Below are 17,241 nucleotides of genomic sequence, written 5' to 3'. Positions count from 1 at the left end.
TTTATGGATTTGTCGCCCAAATACTCATTTGTGGAATAAAAGCACGGCGATTCATCTCTAAGGAATGTATAATACTTGTTGAAATATCTACAGGATTTAATAGATTTTCGTCTTTTGGAATTGCTGTTCCATAAGCATTATTATTTGTGTCTGTGCACCAACTTGGATCTACATGAAAAACACGAATATTGTCTTTTCTAAATTCTAAACTTAGATTTTTTGAAATAATATTTAAAGCAGCTTTACTACAAGAATAAGCTGTTCCTTTATTAAAAGCATAATATCCGCCTGTTGCTCCAATATTTACAATATCACCGAAACCATTTTTTTTAAAATATGGAATTACAAGTTGTGAAAGTTGCGCTGGAGCAATCGTATTTAAAGCAAACATTTTTTCAAAATCAGCTCTTTTTAAACTTTCAAATGGTTCTGCAATAACAAATCCGGCATTGTTGATTAAAATATCAATGTTTCCAAGAATTTTTATTGCTTTAGAAAAAAAGGAAAGTAATTCGTTTTCTTTGGTTAAATCTACTAAAAAACCAGTCGCAGTCGTTGAATTTTCTACTTCTGAAATTAATTCTTGTTCTAAACCACAAAAAACGATTTCAGCACCTTTTACAGAAAAATCTTTTACAAGTTGTTTTCCAATTCCTGAACTTCCGCCAGTAATCAGAATTTTTTTGTTTTCCCAATTCATTTTAATTGCTTTAATTTTTCAAACATTTCATCCTTATGAAAATAACCATTTGCTAACAAATAATAAGCATCTTTTTCATCTTTTAAAATCATAGTAGGAAATCCGTTTGCAAAAGATTTTGCAGTTTCAAATTCTTTTAAAGTTTCAGTAATATTTTCTTCTGAAAGCCATTCATTTTCAAAATCAGAAATTTTAATAGAAAAAGTTTCAAGAATTGGAATATAAGTTTCTAATTCGTCCAATTTTTTTCCATCAATAAAAATAGCTTTTTGAATTTCTTTCGCAGCTTGAAAAGTAAATGTTGGTGCAATTTTTTTAATTACAACAATTGCAGCACAAGGTTCTAAACTACTAAATGAATAAGAAATATCTTTTGTTAGATTATAAAATTTATCTGAAACTTCCACACCTGTATATTCACACATTCTTGGCGCATTTGCTTCGATGAATTTATGCAAACTTTCTCCACCTTTTGGTGCATTTTCTCCTAACCACATTCCTCCAACAAGAAATTCAAATTCAAAATCGTTTTGAAGTTCTGTAAAAATAGAAGTTATATTTTCGCTATTTCCATAACACCAACCACAATGTGGATCCATGATATAAATAATTTTATTCATTGTTTAATTTTAAAAGATTAATTATAAGGTAAAAACCTTTTATTTGGTAAGTTTAGTTTCGTTGTTTTTTTAGCTATTTTTATAAAAAGCGTATGGTTAAAGTACAAAACAGGAAATCATGTAGTTTTAACCCATACGCTAACTTATCTTAGGATATTTTTGAATATTTTTAATTATTCACCATTTAAATTTATCCTAAAAAGAAAATCAAACTCAAAATATTCTGAATGATTTCATAAAACAAATACGAACATTTTAACAGGACGTTTTATGAAATACCCTCATTTGCAAATATGTAGGAAAGGAATTTTATATTTTGGTATAAAACTGCTAAAAAATGGTATTTTTTGTAATTACTTACCATTCAATTTTCGAAACTGTTTTGGTGTAAGTTCGGTGTGTTTTTTAAAGAATTTTGTGAAGTAAGAATTGTCTTCAAAACCAAGAGAATAAGCGATATTACTAATGTTTTTATCTGTGTAGATTAGGCTTCTTTTAGCTTCGATTAAAAGTCTTTCTGAAATGGTATTTATGGTAGATTTGTTTAAAATACTTTTTACAATTGAGTTTAGTTTTCGAGAAGTAATATTTAATTTACTCGCATAAAAATCAGTCAATTTATGTTCTGTAATATGTTTATCCATTAAATGTTGAAACTGATCAAATAAATCGATATTTTCCAATAAAATTGTATTATTTGGAAATTGACTTTGCTTGATATCATTTAATTTATGAATAATTGTTTTTAATAGATTTGTAATGATAGGAGAGAACTCATTTTGTTCTTGATATTCAATTGTGAACGCTTTGTATAAAAAATCTAAACTTTGATTATCTTCCATTGAAATTTTTACATGAGAAATACTGTTAAATTTACTAAAAAGTAATCTAGGGAAGCAATCTAATAAATCTTCAGTAAAACGAATTACTTGTCCTTCGACAAGTTTGTTTGGTAAAAATTGATGTAATCTTCCTTTAGGTAAAACAAAAAATGAATTCGATTCTATATAACTAATCTCTCCATCGATAATAAATTTTGCTGCTCCTTCTTGAATCCACATGATTTCATGATAATTTCTTTGCCTTGGCGCAAATGGTTTTATAACTAAATCTTGAATTTCTTTATTATTTATTTTAAAATATTGGAGCATAGTTTTAAATTATTGTTTAAAAAAAGCTCCATTATAAAAATGGAGCTGATTTGTTATTGCATTTGAATTTTATTCTTTTTTAGTATTTCATCAAATTTTGATAAATTATTTTCTTTCTTCATACTTTGATATATGAAGCCTATCATTTTTTCAGCATCCGAACGATAAGGTGAATTTTGAGCAATATACAACTTATATGCTTTGCACATATTGTCTAAAGCTTTTTCATCTTCTTTTAAAAAACTATAATATACGTGTCCTAATCCATAAAAAACTTCTGGATTTGTATCATCAATCTTTGCTAATTTTTCATAGGCTTTAATTGCTTTTTTATATTTTCCTAAATATGTATATGCAACACCCATATTTTGAAGCGGTAATTTTCCATTTGGATTTACTTTTAAAGATTGCTTATAAGCATTAATTGCTTTTTTATACTCTTTTAATCTTCTGTAGCAAATTCCCATATTATCCCAAGCCCAAGTAAATTTTGGATCTAATGTTACAGCCTTTTTATAATTTTCGATTGCCTTTTCATATTTTTCTTCTTTTGTAAAATCTAGTGCTTCATAGTATAATTCCAAAGCTAAAGGATCTGAACTAAGTTGTGTAGTACTTTCTGTATTTCTAGCAATTAAATCCCTCGCAGCTTGGCAATTTTGCATCAAATAACTTTCAATATCATAATAATAATTTTTATACTGTTGAGAATCTTTATCCGTAGAAATATTGACTTCAACATTTTTTTTATCATCACTGTTTTTTTCTGAATTTTCTGATTGATTCATTGCATTTGATAATTCAGCCATCAATTGATATGCTGAAACTTGTTTATCAATACAGTAATTGATGTTTTCTTTGATTTCTTTCTGATTTTTGTTAATCGTAATTATTTCTTCTACACATTCACAAGCAGAATCTCCAGATGATTTTAAAAGATCTTCTTGGTTAAATTCTATTTCAATTTCTTCTTCATTTTCTGTTTTTTTCTCTGGTTCTTGTGCATAAAAAGTCGTAGAAACCAATAAAGCTCCAATAGTAATTTTTTTAAAATTCATAGTAATTTGGTTAATGTTATAAATTATTTTTAAGCTAATTTCTATATGAATTAAACTATTACTAAAAACAAAAAATCCAAGTATTTATTACTTGGATTTTCATTTATTTTTTAGTCAAATTTTGCACTGTAATTTTGATGCCATTTTCCTTGGACTTTCATCACTTGTTCAATAACATCACGAACACAACCTTTTCCTCCTTTTTTCTGTGAAATATATTTTGAAACATCTTGAATTTCAGGAGCTGCATCTTTCGGACAAGCTGGAAGTCCAACTTCTTTCATTACCCAATAATCAGGAATATCATCTCCCATATAAAGAATTCCTTGTTTGTTGATGTCATAAATATCACAATATTCTTCAAATTGCTCAATTTTATTATGCGCTCCTAAATATATATCGGTTACGCCTAAACCTTTCAAGCGTTCACGAACTCCTTCGTTTTTTCCTCCAGAAATGATACAAACTCTATATCCAGCATCCACAGCTGTTTTTAAAGCATAACCATCTTTAATGTTCATGTTTCTTACCAATTCTCCATTTGTAAAAACATTTACAATTCCATCCGTTAAAACACCATCTACATCAAAAATAAATGTATCGATATATGGCATTAATTCTTTATAACTTTTCTCCATGTGATTCTTGAATAGCTTTCGTTAGTAAACTATATATATGTTGTTGTTTTTCGTTTAATAATTTTAAATGATTTGCAATAGTTGTTTTATCATTTCTTTTTGCTGGTCCAGTTTGTGCTTCTTTTGGGTGTAAAGATTCTATTTTATTAGAAGTTTCTTGAATTAATGGAATTAAAATCTCAAAAGGAATGTCATAAGTTTCACAAATTTCACTTCCCATTTGGTAAATATAATTCGTGAAATTATTTACAAAAACTGCTGCAACATGTAATATTTTTCTTTGTTCAGAATCAATTGGATATACAGAATCTGTGATATAATTAGCCAATTTTTCTAAAACTTGATAAGAACTAGTTTCTTTTGCTTCTAAACAAAAAGGAATTCTTGAAAAATCAATTTCTTTATTCTTAGAAAATGTTTGCAAAGGATAAAAAACACCAATATTTTCATTTGGTAAAAGTCGTTTTATACTTGCACTTCCTGAAGTATGTACCACAATTCCTTTTTTAGAAATTAAATTTTGAGCAACTTCTTCAATAAAATCATCACTTACAGAAATAATATAAACATCAGCATCTAAAATTTCTTCTGAATTATTTGTAATTGGAGCAACATGATTGAATTCTTCCAATTTTTCAATGGTTCTATTGTAAAGTTGTATAATTTGAACTTCTGCGATCTTATGAAATTTTTGAATTAGATGAGAAGCTACATTTCCAGCGCCAAGAATAACTATTTTAATCATGTTGCGAAGATACGAAGAATTGTTTTAAAATTATTTTTGAGGATTCTTAAGTTTCTTCTATTTTTGAGCGAATTGCTAGGAATGATTTTTACTTCTAATAAAATCTTCATTGCTTTTAATTTTAAAAAAATAGAAAATGAATACAATAACATTATATCGTCCAGTAAACGATAAAGAATTAGAATTAATTAAAGAAATGGATTTCAAAGGATTTCCACCAAGATTACCTGAACAACCAATTTTTTATCCTGTAATGAATGAAGCTTATGCGATTCAAATTACAAAAGATTGGAATGTTCCAGCATATGGTTGTGGTTTTGTAACGAAATTTGATATGGATGCAACTTATTTGAAGAAATTTAAAATTGAAAATGTTGGAGGAGAAATTCATAACGAACTTTGGGTTCCTTCGGAAGAATTAGAAGAGTTTAATTCGCATATTATTGGAGAAATTGAAGTAATTGGAGAATATAGATAAAATGGAATTTCCAAAATTTAAATATAGTCCAAATGCTTACGAACTTGATTTGTTTGAAAAAGAAGAAGGGATATGTTCTGTTTTTAATGAACCTTTATACTGGTTCAGAAATGATTAAATAATATTTTTTAAAAGTGATTCCATTTTTGAGTCACTTTTTTATTTTAGTGGTTTAAAGATTTGAATTCATTTAAAATGAAAAAAATAAAAGTTTATAAAAAGGTCGATATCTTAGATGAAAAAAAGAATTTTGAAATATCAGAAATGGCTTCTAGTTATGAAAATAGAAAAGGTAAAATGAATGAGCCACATCGACATGATTTTTATACAGTTTTATTTATTGAAAAAGGAAAAGGAGAACATATTATAGATTTTCAGAGTTATAAAATTCAAGATTTTCAGATTTTCTTTGTTTCTCCTGGCCAAGTGCATCAAGTTTTAGAATCTGAAAAAAGTGAAGGTTTTGTTTTGACTTTTTCTACCGAGTTTTTAATTCAAAATTCGATTCCAATTTCTTTTATTGAAGATTTAAACTTGTTTCAAAATTATGGTGAAAGTCCACCTTTGAATTTCGAAAAAGAAACATTTTGGAAACTTAAAAAATATCTCAAGGAAATAAATCATTTATTTCATAGTTCGACTAATTTAAAAGAGATTTCTATAGGTGCTTTTTTAAAAATAATTTTGATTGAATGTTATAATTATTGTGCAATTAATTTTGATAAAAAAGAAGAAAATCATTTGGTAAGTGAATTTAAAAAAGAAGTAAACTTACATTATAAAAAAGAACATTCAACCTCGTTTTATGCAGAAAAATTAGTGATTTCTGCAGATTATTTAAATCGAATTATTAAATATTCTATCGGAAAAACTGCAAAAGAATACATTCAAACTCGAATTCTAACAGAAGCTAAAAGATTACTATATTTTTCAACAAATTCTACAAAAGAAATTGGTTTTGAACTTGGTTTTAAAGAGCCTTCTAATTTTAGTGCTTTTTTTAAAAAATATTCTGGAATTTCTCCTTCAAATTTTCGTAAAAAAGAAAAACAACAATAAAAATAACAACGGTTTTTCATATGTTTTTACCGAATTTTCATATTTCCTCACTTTTTGATTTTCACAAACTTTGTACAATCAATTTACGATAGTATATGAAACGAAAAGATTTTATCAAAAAATCGTTTTTAACTGGTTTAATTGCATCATCTACGCCAATGATTATAAATGCGATTTCTAAAACAGCCCAAAAGGAAAAACAATTTGATAAATTAGATAAAAAAGAAACGAAAATGAAAAAAGTAATTTATAAAGCAAATTCAAGAGGAACTGGAGATTATGGTTGGTTAAAAGTAAATTATACTTTTAGTTTCGCAAATTATTTTAATCCAGAAAGAATGAATTTTGGTGCTTTGCGAGTTTTAAATGATGATAAAATTGCTGGTGGATTTGGTTTTTCAAAACATCCACATGATAATATGGAAATTATCACAATTCCATTAAAAGGAATGATTGAACATAAAGATAGTATGGGAAATCAAGGGACGATTGAAGCTGGAGAAATTCAAGTGATGAGTGCAGGAACTGGAGTATATCATAGTGAATTTAATAAGAACAAAAATAAAGATGCTGAGGTACTTCAAATTTGGATTTTTCCAAATAAAAAAAATGTAAATCCACGTTATGATCAAGTAGAAATTCAAAATTTAGCAAAAGAAAATGAATTATATCAAATTTTATCTCCTTATGCAAAAGATCAAGGCGTTTGGATTCATCAAAATGCTTGGTTTCATCTAGCAAATTATACCAAAAGAAAAGAAGAAATTTATAAACTTCATAAAGAAGAAAATGGTATTTATATTTTTGTAATAGAAGGTGAAATTGAAATTAATGATGAAAAACTTTCCAAAAGAGATGGAATGGGAATTTGGGAAACTTCTGAAATTTCACTTAAAAATGAAACAAATTCTAAAGTTTTAATCATGGAAATTCCTATGCATTTTTAAGAATCAATTCCGTTACATTTGATTTTCCTTATTAGAAAACTTTTGTACAATTTTCTAAAGCTTTAAAAAATAAAAGAAATAAAAAAAGTGATTCTCATTTCAGAATCACTTTTTGTTTTATTTTTCCTCATAAACACAATTAAAATGTGCTAATGCATTTTCGAAATTTTCAGGAAGTTTTTCATCTTTAGAAAATTCGATTTTTCGCTTTCTTTTTGAATCTAAACGATGTGCAGCACGTAAAAATCTTCGAACATCTTCTTTTGATTCTAATTTAATTGGTGAAACTTTAGAAGTATGACCATTTTCTTCTTTTGCAACCATTAAAAAATAAGAAGAATTACAATGTTTTACTTCTCCAGTTTGAATATTTTCAGATTCTACACGAATTCCAACAACCATAGATGTGTTTCCGACATAATTAATCATTGCTTTTAAAGTTACTAATTCACCAACCTCAATCGGATTTAAAAAATCAACTGTATTGATAGAAGCAGTTACACAATATTTTCCAGAATATTTTGAAGCACAAGCAAATGCAATTTGATCCATCAAATTTAGAATATATCCTCCATGAATTTTCCCACTAAAATTAGAGTAGGATGGAAGCATTAATTCAGAAATAGTTATTGCTGTATCTTTAGGTGATTTCAAGTTCATTTTTGTTGTATATTTAAAATTAAATAAGGAGCAAGTTATAAAATATAATGTTAAAAATTATTAAAAATGTTTGCATATGTTAAATGTGCTAAAGATATTAGCATCTTCTAAAAAAGAAAAAGTATATGAATTGTAAAAATTGCAACTATACAAATTATAGTGAAAACATAATCTGTATAAATTGTAGAAAGCTCATCTACTCAAATGAATTGACTTTTCAAAAACTTGAAGCAAAACAATATAACCTTGAATCGAGACATGAGAAGGAAATGTTGCATTTGAAAAATGAGATCAAATTTGTGCGAAAATTGATGGAACAACAAATTACGAATCCACTTGTTTCGGAAATGAAAGCGCAACCAGAAATTCAAGAAATTCAAAAACCAATTGTTAAAGAAGAAGAGAATTTTGTAGAAAAAGTTAAGGAAAAAGAGATTTTACAGAATAAAATACCAGAAAAAACTAAAACAGAATCAAAACCTGTTTACAAAGAAAATCCTTTATTCCCTGAACCAAAACCAAAGAAAGTTATAGAAAGAAAACCAAGAGAAACTCCAGCTTTTATTTTAGAAATTTCAGCGATTTTTTCTCCTTTTTTTTCAGGTTTAGATTTATTTAAGCAACTTTATTCTAAATATAAAACAGAAGGGAAATTACCTATTTTCTTTATGACAATCGCTGGAATTATTGCTATTTTATTTGGATTAGGTTATTTCTTACAAAGTGATTTATTAGGAATTTATAGTGATGTTTTAAGAAATGTTTTAGGATTTGGAGTTGCAATTACTATTGGATTTATGGGAATTCGACTTCAAAAAAAGGAAAAAATATATCAGGAATTTGGAAGTGCGCTAATTTCATTGGCAATTCTTTTAGGATATTTAGTTACTTATTATACAACACAAATGACGAGTTTTCCAATATTTTCGTCAGCTACAGTTGGATTTTTACTAATTGTCGCAACAACTGGAATCTCTATATTTTTATCGTTTAAATTTGAAACAAAAATTATTGCTTTATTAAGTTTAATTGGTGGAGCTTTAGCACCATTATTCTTAGAAAATTCTGGAAATAGTGATCTTTATTTTGCTTATTTATGGATTTTAATTTTTGCTGCAAACTTCATTGCAAACAAGATTAAATGGAATGAATTAAATTATATTTCCTTTATTTTATTTGTTGCAATTGTGGAAACATCTATTTTTTATACGCCATCAAATTCGATATTTTTTATAGGAATTTTACACGCTTTTGCCTATTTATTTTTCTATATTGTTTTATTTGAGAAAACAAAATTAAAAAAGACACTTACAAAAGATATGGTTTTCATTTTGGCTGGAAATTTATCTTTATTATTATACCATTTATTCGTTTCGATTGATGATAATTTTGTTTTAGGATTCGCTTATATCGGAAATGCTTCACTTTTTATTGGAATTTTAGCTTTTTATTGGAAAAATATCTCAAAGAAAATCAAAGTTGGATTATTTATTACAATTGGAGTTTTCTTAGGATTTGCAATTCCATGTTTATTTTCTAAAGAATTAGTTGGATTATTCTGGGCAATTGAAGCATTTTTATTGATTGTTTTAGGTTACCAATTTAAAATTATTACCGTTCGAAAAGAAGGTTATATTTTATTGACTATTGCTTTTTATAAATTAATAATTCAAGCAAGTTTCTTATTAGAATCTTGGAACAATCACAATTTTGAAAACGCTTTTATTGCATGGATCATAATCGGTATTTTATTCTTTACAATTATTGTATTAAATAAAAAATATAAAGATGAAGAGCAATTCGGATTAGAGATTAGTTTAGCAAGAATTGTAGAACAAATTTTTCCAATTTGGGCAACGCTCACTTTCTTTTTAATTTCTAATGAATTTTTTGGAGCTTATGCTTATAATTTATTAATTATTCCAATGTTTGCTTTGATTTATTGGGGAAAAGTTTGGGAATCAAAATTTATAGAAGGAGTCGGAATTTTACACTTATTTGCTTTATTAATTGCTTATGGAGTTTCTTCTTTTGAAATGGAAACTTTTTATTTATCAAAACAAACCATTTATGGGAAATCAGGAGTTGGATTATTTTTAGCTTCTTTATATTTATTGAAATTATATTATCAGAAAATAAAATACGAAACGAGTTCGTTTTTTGAACTTATCTCATATTTGAGAATTCTTTTCTTTGCTTCAATTCCATATATTTTCTTACGTCAATCCTACAAGTACATAGAAGATTTATTCATTCCATCAATTTGGATCGCATTTATGATTTCTTATGGATTAAATCGTTGGATAAAAGCAAAAACTCTTTGGATAAATTCGATTCTAATATTTGGAGTAAGTGTCATTTTAAACCTTTCAGAAATTTCAACAATCGGACTTTTAATTGGAATTCTTTCTTTGATTAGTTTATTAATTCTTGAAAAATCATTTGATAATAAAGCTGCTTTAAAATCTTCTTATAAAACAGTATTATTTTTAATTCCTTATATTTTTGTAATATATGTAACAGCTCTATTAATAGAAAATGATTTACTTAAAGATGATGTTTCGGTTGTATTTATTGGTTTATTAATTGCAACCATTTTCTTTTTCCAAAATAAATATAAATTTCTTCAAGCAACTGGAGGATTTGCAATTTATTTCAGTATGTTTATTGGAATTACAGGTGGATTATTTTCATTTTCTGAAGAAGGATTTTTACCAGTCTTTACTCTTTTATTATTCTTGACAGGAATTCATCTAACTTATAATCATTTCTTTGAAAAAGATGGAAGTTATTTTAAAACAAAAATGGCTAAAAATGTTCATTTTGCATTTTTACAAATCTTAATTTTTATTACTTATTTAGTTTTAATTCCAACTTTAAATTTAGAAATTGACGGTCCGACATTAACCATATTTTTAGCAATTCACGCAATTTCTTTAGTTTTTGTTGCGCTGAGAAAACAACTAAAATATTTAAATAAAATTTCCATTTTCTTATTTGCAATAGGAATTATCAAATTAATAATATTTGATATTCGAAACTTTTCTACAAACGGAAAGGTGTTGGTGTTTGTTTTACTTGGAATTTTATTACTAATTGCTTCTTTTGCATATGTGAAATTAAAACCAAAATTCGAACAAATGGATAATGAAGATTTAGAAACAATTGAATAAATTTTTCAGTCTAGATAAAATCAATTAAAACAGTAAAACAGCTATTTTGTTTTACTGTTTTTTTATAATAAGAAAATTGGTTGAAAATAAAAGTGTTATAAAAAGCGTAGCAATTAATTTTATTGAAAAATAAAAAAATAATTAGAAAATTAAATCAACGAAACTTGGATATCATGATTGATAAAATGTCCAACAGTAAATTTTAGTTTTTCTTCATTTAATTTTAAAAGTAAATATTCATTTTCAAATTCTAGATAATATCTTTCACAACAATCCTTTACAATATTGACTTTTTGAATACTTCTCAAATGAAATTCTGATTTTCCTTTATCGTAAATTCGAATATTTAAAATAGATTTATTCAATTGTAATTCACCAATATTTTTATAAAATGAATTTTTAGAAACACTCATAAAAACGACACTTCCAGCAACAAAAAAAGCAGAATAATTTAGATACATCATGATGTCAGATGGAATCGAAAAATCTTCTATTGCTAAAGCCAAAAAAATAGCAAAATATATAAATGTTATAATTTTAAATCGTTGAAAATTCTTACGATTTAAGATATATTTTTTTTCTAATATTTTGATTGACATTAATAAGTATTTATAGAATTTTTAAAAAATAATCATTAACAAATTTTAGTCTAAATATTTTGTTTAAAGTTAAACAGAAATTCTATATAAAAATAGTGTTAAAGCCTTTAAAATGTGTTTTTTAGTTGAATATTTTTTTAATTGAATACTTAGCGTTTAATTTAAAGAATTTATTGCTGTATTTCATAACAAACACATTCTTCAATTTTTGGAAAATCTTTTAATTTAAAATGTTTGAACTCTAACTTTTTCTGCATTCCTATTTTTTTCATCACAGAAATTGAAGGTTCATTTATTTTTGGTGCTGTAGCGATAATTTTTTCTAATTCTAAAACTTGAAAAGCATATTCTAAACAACGTTTTGCGCCTTCAGTTGCATACCCTTTGTTCCAAAACTTTTTATCTAAACGCCAACCAATATCAGTACAAGGCGTAAATTGCGCTTCGTAATCTTGAAAACATAAACCAATAAAACCAATGAATTTTTTTGATTTTAATTCTTCTACAGCAAAATAACAATAATGTCTTTCTTCAAACATTTTTTGCATACGAAAGACAAATTCTTTTGTTTGTTCAAAAGTTGCAACAGCAGGAAAAAAACGCATTATTTCTGCATCTCCACTGATTTTTGCCATTTTTGGAATATCAGATTCTTTCCAATTTCTAAAACCTAACCTTTTTGATTTAAATATGTAAGAAGTTTCTAAATTCATGAGAAATTTTATTTTTGCGACAAAAATAATAAAATGAATAAAAAATATGTCAAAAATTAAATATATAAAAGGAGATGCAAGTGCGCCACAAGGAAAAGGTGTAAAAATCATCGTGCATATTTGTAATAATATTGGAGGTTGGGGAAAAGGTTTTGTTTTAGCAATTTCGAAACGTTGGAAAGAGCCAGAAATTTCTTATAGAAAATGGCATCGAGAAAGAGCAAAAAATGATTTTGAGTTAGGAAATGTACAGTTTATTCAAGTTGAAAAATATATTTATGTTGCAAATTTAATTGGGCAACAAGGAACAAAAACAGGAAGTAAAGGAGTTCCAGTTCGTTATGAAGCAATTGAAAAAGGATTGGAAAAAATTGCAATTTTTGCACAAGAAATAGATGCTTCTATTCATATGCCAAGAATTGGTTGTGGTTTGGCAGGGGGGAAGTGGCATCGAATAGAACCAATCATAGAAAAGACATTATTGGAAAAAGAAATTGAAGTAACTGTTTATGATTTTGATTAAAATGGAAGAAATTAAATTTTATGCAGAAAATCAGAAATGGGGTGAATTTTCGAATTTTGCTCTGTTTCCAGTTAAAATAAATGGAAAAGTTTGGAAAACTTCTGAACATTATTTTCAAGCACAAAAATTTGAAGATAAAAAATACCAAGAAAAAATAAGAAATGTTGTTTCTCCGATGAAAGCAGCAGAATTAGGAAGAACTAGGAAAGTGAAAATTCGAAGAAATTGGGATAAAATAAAAGATAATATTATGTATGAAGTTGTTTTTGCAAAATTTTCGCAACATGAAGAATTGAAGAAACTTTTACTTTCTACGGAAAGTAAAAAAATAATTGAACATACAGAAAATGATTCATATTGGGGAGATGGCGGAAATGGATTAGGTAAGAATAAACTTGGAAAAATTCTGATGAAAGTTAGAGAAAAATTAAAATAAATCCCTTCAATTCTATGAAGGGATTTTTAAGTTTTATTTTTTATTAATTGTATTTAAATGCTTTAAAATCATATGTGTGATTTTGTCAGCCTCACCATTTCTTGGAGAAAGTCCAGAAATATTTGTCAATAACACAATTGCTTGCTTATTTTCCATATCTAAAATCATAGAAGTAGTGTATCCTCCAGTAGCTCCGTTATGCCAATAAATATTTTTTCCTTCTTTATCTTTAATAATATGCCAACCTAAACCTAAACTTAATCTTTCATTTACAGTAACTGTTTTTTCTCTTGTTAAGTTTAGTTTTTTATGTTTTTGACTTAAATGTGCTGCTAAGAATTTTGTCAAATCTTCGGTTGAAGAAAGTATTGCACCAGCTCCAGCTAAAGCTTTAAAATCCCAATTAGAAGTTACATTTCCACGATAATCTAAAGGTTCTACAAGTCTGTTCGTTACATTTTCTCTTTGAGAAGTCGAATTTTTCATTCCATAAACAGAAAAGATTCTTTTTTTCAAGATTTCTTCATATGGCTTCTTTTCAATTTTTTCGATTGTGTAACCTAAAAGTCCAGCTCCTGTGTTTGAATATGCATATTTTCCTTTCTCTGTTAAAACTACAGAATTTTTAAGATAATCCTCCAATAATTCATTTGTATAAATTAAATAAGGGTTGCTCATATCAACTTTTAAAGCCATCATATTTACAGGAAGTCTAGGTAAACCAGAGGTGTGAGTTGCTAATTCTTCATAAGTGAAATTTACAGAATCGTTTAATTTAAAAGGAAGTTTTTTGCTGATTAAATCTTGAGATTTTACTTTTTTTCTTGTGATTAAATCTGCTAAAAGAGTAGAGGTAAAAACTTTTGAAATAGATCCAACTTCAAAAATTGCATTTTGATTTTGTACTGCAATTACACTGTCTTGTTCTTTAACAAAGCCATAAAAATCCACCTCATCATTTTTAATTATAGCCAGAGAAAATTCTGTTTTGTTTGGAAATTCATAAGCTTTTTCTTCTAATAGTTTTTCAATATAAGCAGGATCAGAATAATCCAATTTTACTTTACGTTCTCCTTTGCGTTCTTGTGCAAAAGAAAATACTGTTATTAGAAGTGCTAGAAGAGTAGTTACATTTTTCATTTTGATAGTATTATTGATTTTTGGTGTAAAAATAAAAAAAGAGGCTGTTTAAAAATAATAAACAACCTCTTTTTAATTTTAGTATCATTGAAAGGAAACTATTTTAAACTTCCTGTCATATCTTCTGGACGAACCCATTCGTCATATTGTTCTGGAGTTACATATCCTAAACGAACTGCTTCTTCTTTTAAAGTAGTTCCGTTTTTATGTGCTGTGTTAGCGATTTCAGCAGCTTTATAATATCCAATTTTTGTATTTAAAGCAGTAACTAACATTAAAGAGTTATTTAATAATTCTTTAATTCTTGGATAGTTTGGCTCAATTCCGTTTGCACAATGCTCTTCGAAAGAAACACAAGCATCTCCAATTAAACGAGCAGATTGTAATAAATTAGCAGCCATCATTGGTTTGAATACATTTAGTTCATAATGTCCTTGAGTTCCACCAACTGTAATTGCAACATCGTTCCCCATTACTTGCGCACAAACCATCGTGATTGCTTCTGCTTGCGTAGGATTTACTTTTCCTGGCATAATAGAAGAACCTGGCTCATTTGCAGGAATGATTAACTCTCCAATTCCTGATCTTGGTCCTGAAGCCATTAAACGAATATCATTTGCTATTTTATTTAAAGAAACAGCAATTTGTTTTAAAGCACCATGTGATTCAACGATTGCGTCGTGTGCAGCTAAAGCTTCAAATTTATTTTCAGCAGTAATAAATGGTAATCCTGTGAATTCAGCGATTTTTTCAGCAACTAAAACATCATATCCAGCTGGCGTATTTAATCCTGTTCCTACAGCAGTTCCACCCAAAGCTAATTCTGATAAATGCGCTAAAGTATTTTTTAATGCTTTTAATCCATGATTTAATTGTGAAACATAACCAGAAAATTCTTGTCCGATTGTAAGTGGTGTAGCATCCATTAAGTGAGTTCTACCAATTTTTACAACATCTTTAAAAGCTTCTGATTTTGCTTGTAATGTATCTCTTAATTTCTCGATTCCTGGTATTGTAGTTTCAACAATCATCTTGTAACAAGCGATGTGCATTCCTGTTGGGAAAGTATCGTTTGAAGATTGTGATTTATTTACATCATCATTAGGTTGAATTACTTTTTCTCCTTCTCCGATTACTCTTCCAGCAATTTCTTGCGCTCTATTAGCAATCACTTCATTTGTGTTCATGTTACTTTGTGTACCAGAACCAGTTTGCCAAATCACTAATGGAAATTGATCATCAAGTTTTCCTTCTAAGATTTCATCACAAACTTGAGAAATCAAGTTTTTCTTTTCTTCTTCTAAAACACCTAATTCAAAATTTGCGTGCGCAGCAGCTTTTTTTAAGTAAGCAAAACCGTAAACAACTTCTAAAGGCATAGAAGCAGGCGCTCCGATTTTGAAATTATTTCTTGAACGTTCCGTTTGTGCTCCCCAATATTTATCAGCTGGCACTTGAACTTCACCCATTGTGTCTTTTTCGATTCTATATTTCATGGATTCTGTTTTTAAGAATTTTTTAGTCAAAATTTAAATTCCCACAAATTTAAGAAATATGAAGTCTTTAACATAAAAGATTGTAGAATTTTTAGCACTTCAGTTCAAAGCAAATTTGTTTGTCTATTTCTATTAGTAACATTTAAATTTTAATAGATTGTTTTTCTATTTTTACTTTCAATAGAAACTATAGTTGAAATAGCCATGAAAACAATATTCAAATATTTATTTCTTCTATTCATTTTTAGTTGCAAACATCAAAAAATACCAAAGAAAAAGCATTAACTAAAATCAAATTAAAACTTATGTTTAAATATAGAAATCTATTCCTTTCGGTTGGATTAGTATCCGTTCTTTCTGTAGGATGTAAAGAAGAAACAAAAAATATTCAAAAAGAAAAACCTGTAAAAACGGAAAAGAAACTTGCTTTAAAAGAAGAAGAAACTCCAAATAAGATTGTGCATTATGAATTTGAAGAAGGAAATGAACAAGAATTTTTGTTGCCTTTGTATGGTGTAAACTATGTGAAAGGAGAATTTATTCTTACGAATGTTGTAGAAGATTTTGTAAAAATAAAGAAAGGAACTCCGATTTCAGAAGTTGCTAAGAAAATTGCTGCACATGTTTCTAAAAAAATGAAAGGATTGAAATTAAGTGCTGAGGTGGAAGAATTAGAAGGAGGTGTAAAGTGTTTAAATATTAAATTAATTGAACCTGATGATTTTGATCAATTTATGGATCATAGCTGGGCGCAATCTTTTTCTGCAAGTGGTGTAGCGAAGCAAACTTTGGCGATTATCGTTCCGAATTTTTTACAAAAAGATTATAAAGGTCCTTGGATTGATGTCATTCGTTTTGAAGATGAGGGAGATGGAATTACAAAGCATGAATATAAACGTTATGAACGAAAATATGAGCGTTTAAATTAGAAAATAATGAAAACTTGAATACTTAATAAATATTCAAGTTTTTTTGTTTTAAGAAAAAAGAAATTTCCAAAGCTGTATTCTTTATTTTAAAATTAGATATATTATTTGAAAAAAGTGTAGAGGTAATTTTTAATGAGTAACCTTGAATATGGATAGATTTCCTTTTTTTTAAAGAA

The 17,241-nt window shown here is 27.1% G+C and carries 19 protein-coding genes; 8 read left to right on the top strand and 11 right to left on the bottom strand.

Translation table 11 applies throughout. The features are described 5' to 3' along the window. Window position 1: 1 nt before the first annotated feature. The 6 genes from I1A51_RS12510 to I1A51_RS12485 form a co-directional block, all read right to left on the bottom strand. Window positions 2–700, bottom strand: coding sequence for an SDR family oxidoreductase (locus I1A51_RS12510; RefSeq protein WP_196894389.1), 699 nt, complete (start codon window positions 698–700; stop codon window positions 2–4). Further along, window positions 697–1,320, bottom strand: coding sequence for a DsbA family protein (locus I1A51_RS12505; RefSeq protein ID WP_196894387.1), 624 nt, complete (start codon window positions 1,318–1,320; stop codon window positions 697–699). The genes I1A51_RS12510 and I1A51_RS12505 overlap by 4 nt, the downstream gene beginning before the upstream one ends. Window positions 1,321–1,673: 353 nt before the next feature. After that, entirely contained in the window at window positions 1,674–2,471 is a 798-nt protein-coding gene (locus I1A51_RS12500) for an AraC family transcriptional regulator (RefSeq protein WP_196894385.1), read from the bottom strand. 53 nt (window positions 2,472–2,524) lie between these two features. Continuing rightward, window positions 2,525–3,529 carry a tetratricopeptide repeat protein gene (locus I1A51_RS12495; protein ID WP_196894383.1) on the bottom strand — a complete coding sequence of 335 codons (1,005 nt, stop codon included), beginning with the start codon at window positions 3,527–3,529 and terminating at the stop codon, window positions 2,525–2,527. A gap of 110 nt (window positions 3,530–3,639) precedes the next feature. After that, entirely contained in the window at window positions 3,640–4,167 is a 528-nt protein-coding gene (locus I1A51_RS12490) for a KdsC family phosphatase (RefSeq protein WP_196894381.1), read from the bottom strand. Continuing rightward, window positions 4,151–4,912 carry a Rossmann-like and DUF2520 domain-containing protein gene (locus tag I1A51_RS12485; protein WP_196894379.1) on the bottom strand — a complete coding sequence of 254 codons (762 nt, stop codon included), beginning with the start codon at window positions 4,910–4,912 and terminating at the stop codon, window positions 4,151–4,153. Before I1A51_RS12485 ends, I1A51_RS12490 begins: the two co-directional genes overlap by 17 nt. 136 nt (window positions 4,913–5,048) lie before the next feature. On the opposite strand from I1A51_RS12485, the gene I1A51_RS12480 reads away from it, so the two are divergent. The 4 genes from I1A51_RS12480 to I1A51_RS12470 all read left to right on the top strand — a co-directional run bounded on the left by I1A51_RS12480 (window position 5,049) and on the right by I1A51_RS12470 (window position 7,396). Then, a complete protein-coding gene (locus I1A51_RS12480; RefSeq protein WP_196894377.1) occupies window positions 5,049–5,390 on the top strand; it encodes an ADP-ribosylation/crystallin J1 in 342 nt (113 codons plus the stop codon). A gap of 1 nt (window position 5,391) precedes the next feature. Beyond that, window positions 5,392–5,508, top strand: coding sequence for a CbrC family protein (locus tag I1A51_RS17645; RefSeq protein WP_231374029.1), 117 nt, complete (start codon window positions 5,392–5,394; stop codon window positions 5,506–5,508). Between the two features lie 77 nt (window positions 5,509–5,585). Then, window positions 5,586–6,449: an AraC family transcriptional regulator gene (locus I1A51_RS12475; RefSeq protein WP_196894375.1), complete on the top strand. Its 864-nt coding sequence runs from the start codon at window positions 5,586–5,588 to the stop codon at window positions 6,447–6,449. A gap of 233 nt (window positions 6,450–6,682) precedes the next feature. Then, window positions 6,683–7,396 carry a pirin family protein gene (locus tag I1A51_RS12470; protein ID WP_196894569.1) on the top strand — a complete coding sequence of 238 codons (714 nt, stop codon included), beginning with the start codon at window positions 6,683–6,685 and terminating at the stop codon, window positions 7,394–7,396. Between the two features lie 117 nt (window positions 7,397–7,513). Here I1A51_RS12470 and I1A51_RS12465 read toward each other — a convergent pair whose 3' ends face one another. After that, window positions 7,514–8,056, bottom strand: coding sequence for an acyl-CoA thioesterase (locus I1A51_RS12465; RefSeq protein WP_196894373.1), 543 nt, complete (start codon window positions 8,054–8,056; stop codon window positions 7,514–7,516). Window positions 8,057–8,367: 311 nt separating this feature from the next. Between I1A51_RS12465 and I1A51_RS12460 the strand changes: the two genes are divergently transcribed. Beyond that, on the top strand, window positions 8,368–11,229 hold the full coding sequence (locus I1A51_RS12460) for a DUF2339 domain-containing protein (protein ID WP_196894372.1): 2,862 nt from the start codon (window positions 8,368–8,370) through the stop codon (window positions 11,227–11,229). Between the two features lie 149 nt (window positions 11,230–11,378). On the opposite strand, the gene I1A51_RS12455 is transcribed toward I1A51_RS12460, so the two are convergent. Then, window positions 11,379–11,828, bottom strand: coding sequence for a hypothetical protein (locus tag I1A51_RS12455; protein ID WP_196894370.1), 450 nt, complete (start codon window positions 11,826–11,828; stop codon window positions 11,379–11,381). A 170-nt stretch (window positions 11,829–11,998) separates the two neighbouring features. After that, the gene (locus I1A51_RS12450) at window positions 11,999–12,541 is read right to left on the bottom strand and encodes a GNAT family N-acetyltransferase (RefSeq protein WP_196894368.1); all 543 of its coding nucleotides are present in this window, start codon (window positions 12,539–12,541) and stop codon (window positions 11,999–12,001) included. A 46-nt stretch (window positions 12,542–12,587) separates the two neighbouring features. On the opposite strand from I1A51_RS12450, the gene I1A51_RS12445 reads away from it, so the two are divergent. Together I1A51_RS12445 and I1A51_RS12440 are read left to right on the top strand one after the other, a co-directional pair. Next, a complete protein-coding gene (locus I1A51_RS12445; RefSeq protein WP_196894367.1) occupies window positions 12,588–13,064 on the top strand; it encodes a macro domain-containing protein in 477 nt (158 codons plus the stop codon). Window position 13,065: 1 nt separating this feature from the next. After that, window positions 13,066–13,500 (top strand): NADAR family protein, encoded by a 435-nt coding sequence (locus I1A51_RS12440; protein WP_231374028.1) that lies wholly within the window; start codon window positions 13,066–13,068, stop codon window positions 13,498–13,500. Between the two features lie 33 nt (window positions 13,501–13,533). On the opposite strand, the gene I1A51_RS12435 is transcribed toward I1A51_RS12440, so the two are convergent. Together I1A51_RS12435 and fumC are read right to left on the bottom strand one after the other, a co-directional pair. Beyond that, a complete protein-coding gene (locus I1A51_RS12435) occupies window positions 13,534–14,640 on the bottom strand; it encodes a serine hydrolase domain-containing protein (RefSeq protein WP_196894365.1) in 1,107 nt (368 codons plus the stop codon). 98 nt (window positions 14,641–14,738) lie between these two features. Then, window positions 14,739–16,136 (bottom strand): class II fumarate hydratase, encoded by a 1,398-nt coding sequence (fumC, locus tag I1A51_RS12430; RefSeq protein ID WP_196894364.1) that lies wholly within the window; start codon window positions 16,134–16,136, stop codon window positions 14,739–14,741. Window positions 16,137–16,441: 305 nt separating this feature from the next. Here fumC and I1A51_RS12425 point away from each other — a divergent pair, with 305 nt between their 5' ends. After that, a complete protein-coding gene (locus I1A51_RS12425) occupies window positions 16,442–17,065 on the top strand; it encodes a hypothetical protein (RefSeq protein WP_196894363.1) in 624 nt (207 codons plus the stop codon). The last annotated feature ends 176 nt before the right edge of the window (window positions 17,066–17,241 follow it).

It is taken from the genome of Aureivirga marina, from assembly GCF_015767265.1.
In the GTDB taxonomy this organism is placed as follows: Bacteria; Bacteroidota; Bacteroidia; order Flavobacteriales; family Flavobacteriaceae; genus Aureivirga; species Aureivirga marina.
This window is presented reverse-complemented; position numbering and strand designations above follow the sequence as displayed.

Coding starts and splice junctions, on each gene's coding strand:
- I1A51_RS12425 (WP_196894363.1), top strand. CDS start 16,442: ATGTTTAAATATAGAAATCTATTCCTTTCGGTTGGATTAGTATCCGTT.
- I1A51_RS12505 (WP_196894387.1), bottom strand. CDS start 1,320: ATGAATAAAATTATTTATATCATGGATCCACATTGTGGTTGGTGTTAT.
- I1A51_RS12440 (WP_231374028.1), top strand. CDS start 13,066: ATGGAAGAAATTAAATTTTATGCAGAAAATCAGAAATGGGGTGAATTT.
- I1A51_RS12450 (WP_196894368.1), bottom strand. CDS start 12,541: ATGAATTTAGAAACTTCTTACATATTTAAATCAAAAAGGTTAGGTTTT.
- I1A51_RS12490 (WP_196894381.1), bottom strand. CDS start 4,167: ATGGAGAAAAGTTATAAAGAATTAATGCCATATATCGATACATTTATT.
- I1A51_RS12495 (WP_196894383.1), bottom strand. CDS start 3,529: ATGAATTTTAAAAAAATTACTATTGGAGCTTTATTGGTTTCTACGACT.
- I1A51_RS12510 (WP_196894389.1), bottom strand. CDS start 700: ATGAATTGGGAAAACAAAAAAATTCTGATTACTGGCGGAAGTTCAGGA.
- I1A51_RS12455 (WP_196894370.1), bottom strand. CDS start 11,828: ATGTCAATCAAAATATTAGAAAAAAAATATATCTTAAATCGTAAGAAT.
- I1A51_RS12475 (WP_196894375.1), top strand. CDS start 5,586: ATGAAAAAAATAAAAGTTTATAAAAAGGTCGATATCTTAGATGAAAAA.
- I1A51_RS12470 (WP_196894569.1), top strand. CDS start 6,683: ATGAAAAAAGTAATTTATAAAGCAAATTCAAGAGGAACTGGAGATTAT.
- I1A51_RS12480 (WP_196894377.1), top strand. CDS start 5,049: ATGAATACAATAACATTATATCGTCCAGTAAACGATAAAGAATTAGAA.
- I1A51_RS12460 (WP_196894372.1), top strand. CDS start 8,368: ATGGAACAACAAATTACGAATCCACTTGTTTCGGAAATGAAAGCGCAA.
- fumC (WP_196894364.1), bottom strand. CDS start 16,136: ATGAAATATAGAATCGAAAAAGACACAATGGGTGAAGTTCAAGTGCCA.
- I1A51_RS12435 (WP_196894365.1), bottom strand. CDS start 14,640: ATGAAAAATGTAACTACTCTTCTAGCACTTCTAATAACAGTATTTTCT.
- I1A51_RS12485 (WP_196894379.1), bottom strand. CDS start 4,912: ATGATTAAAATAGTTATTCTTGGCGCTGGAAATGTAGCTTCTCATCTA.
- I1A51_RS12445 (WP_196894367.1), top strand. CDS start 12,588: ATGTCAAAAATTAAATATATAAAAGGAGATGCAAGTGCGCCACAAGGA.
- I1A51_RS17645 (WP_231374029.1), top strand. CDS start 5,392: ATGGAATTTCCAAAATTTAAATATAGTCCAAATGCTTACGAACTTGAT.
- I1A51_RS12465 (WP_196894373.1), bottom strand. CDS start 8,056: ATGAACTTGAAATCACCTAAAGATACAGCAATAACTATTTCTGAATTA.
- I1A51_RS12500 (WP_196894385.1), bottom strand. CDS start 2,471: ATGCTCCAATATTTTAAAATAAATAATAAAGAAATTCAAGATTTAGTT.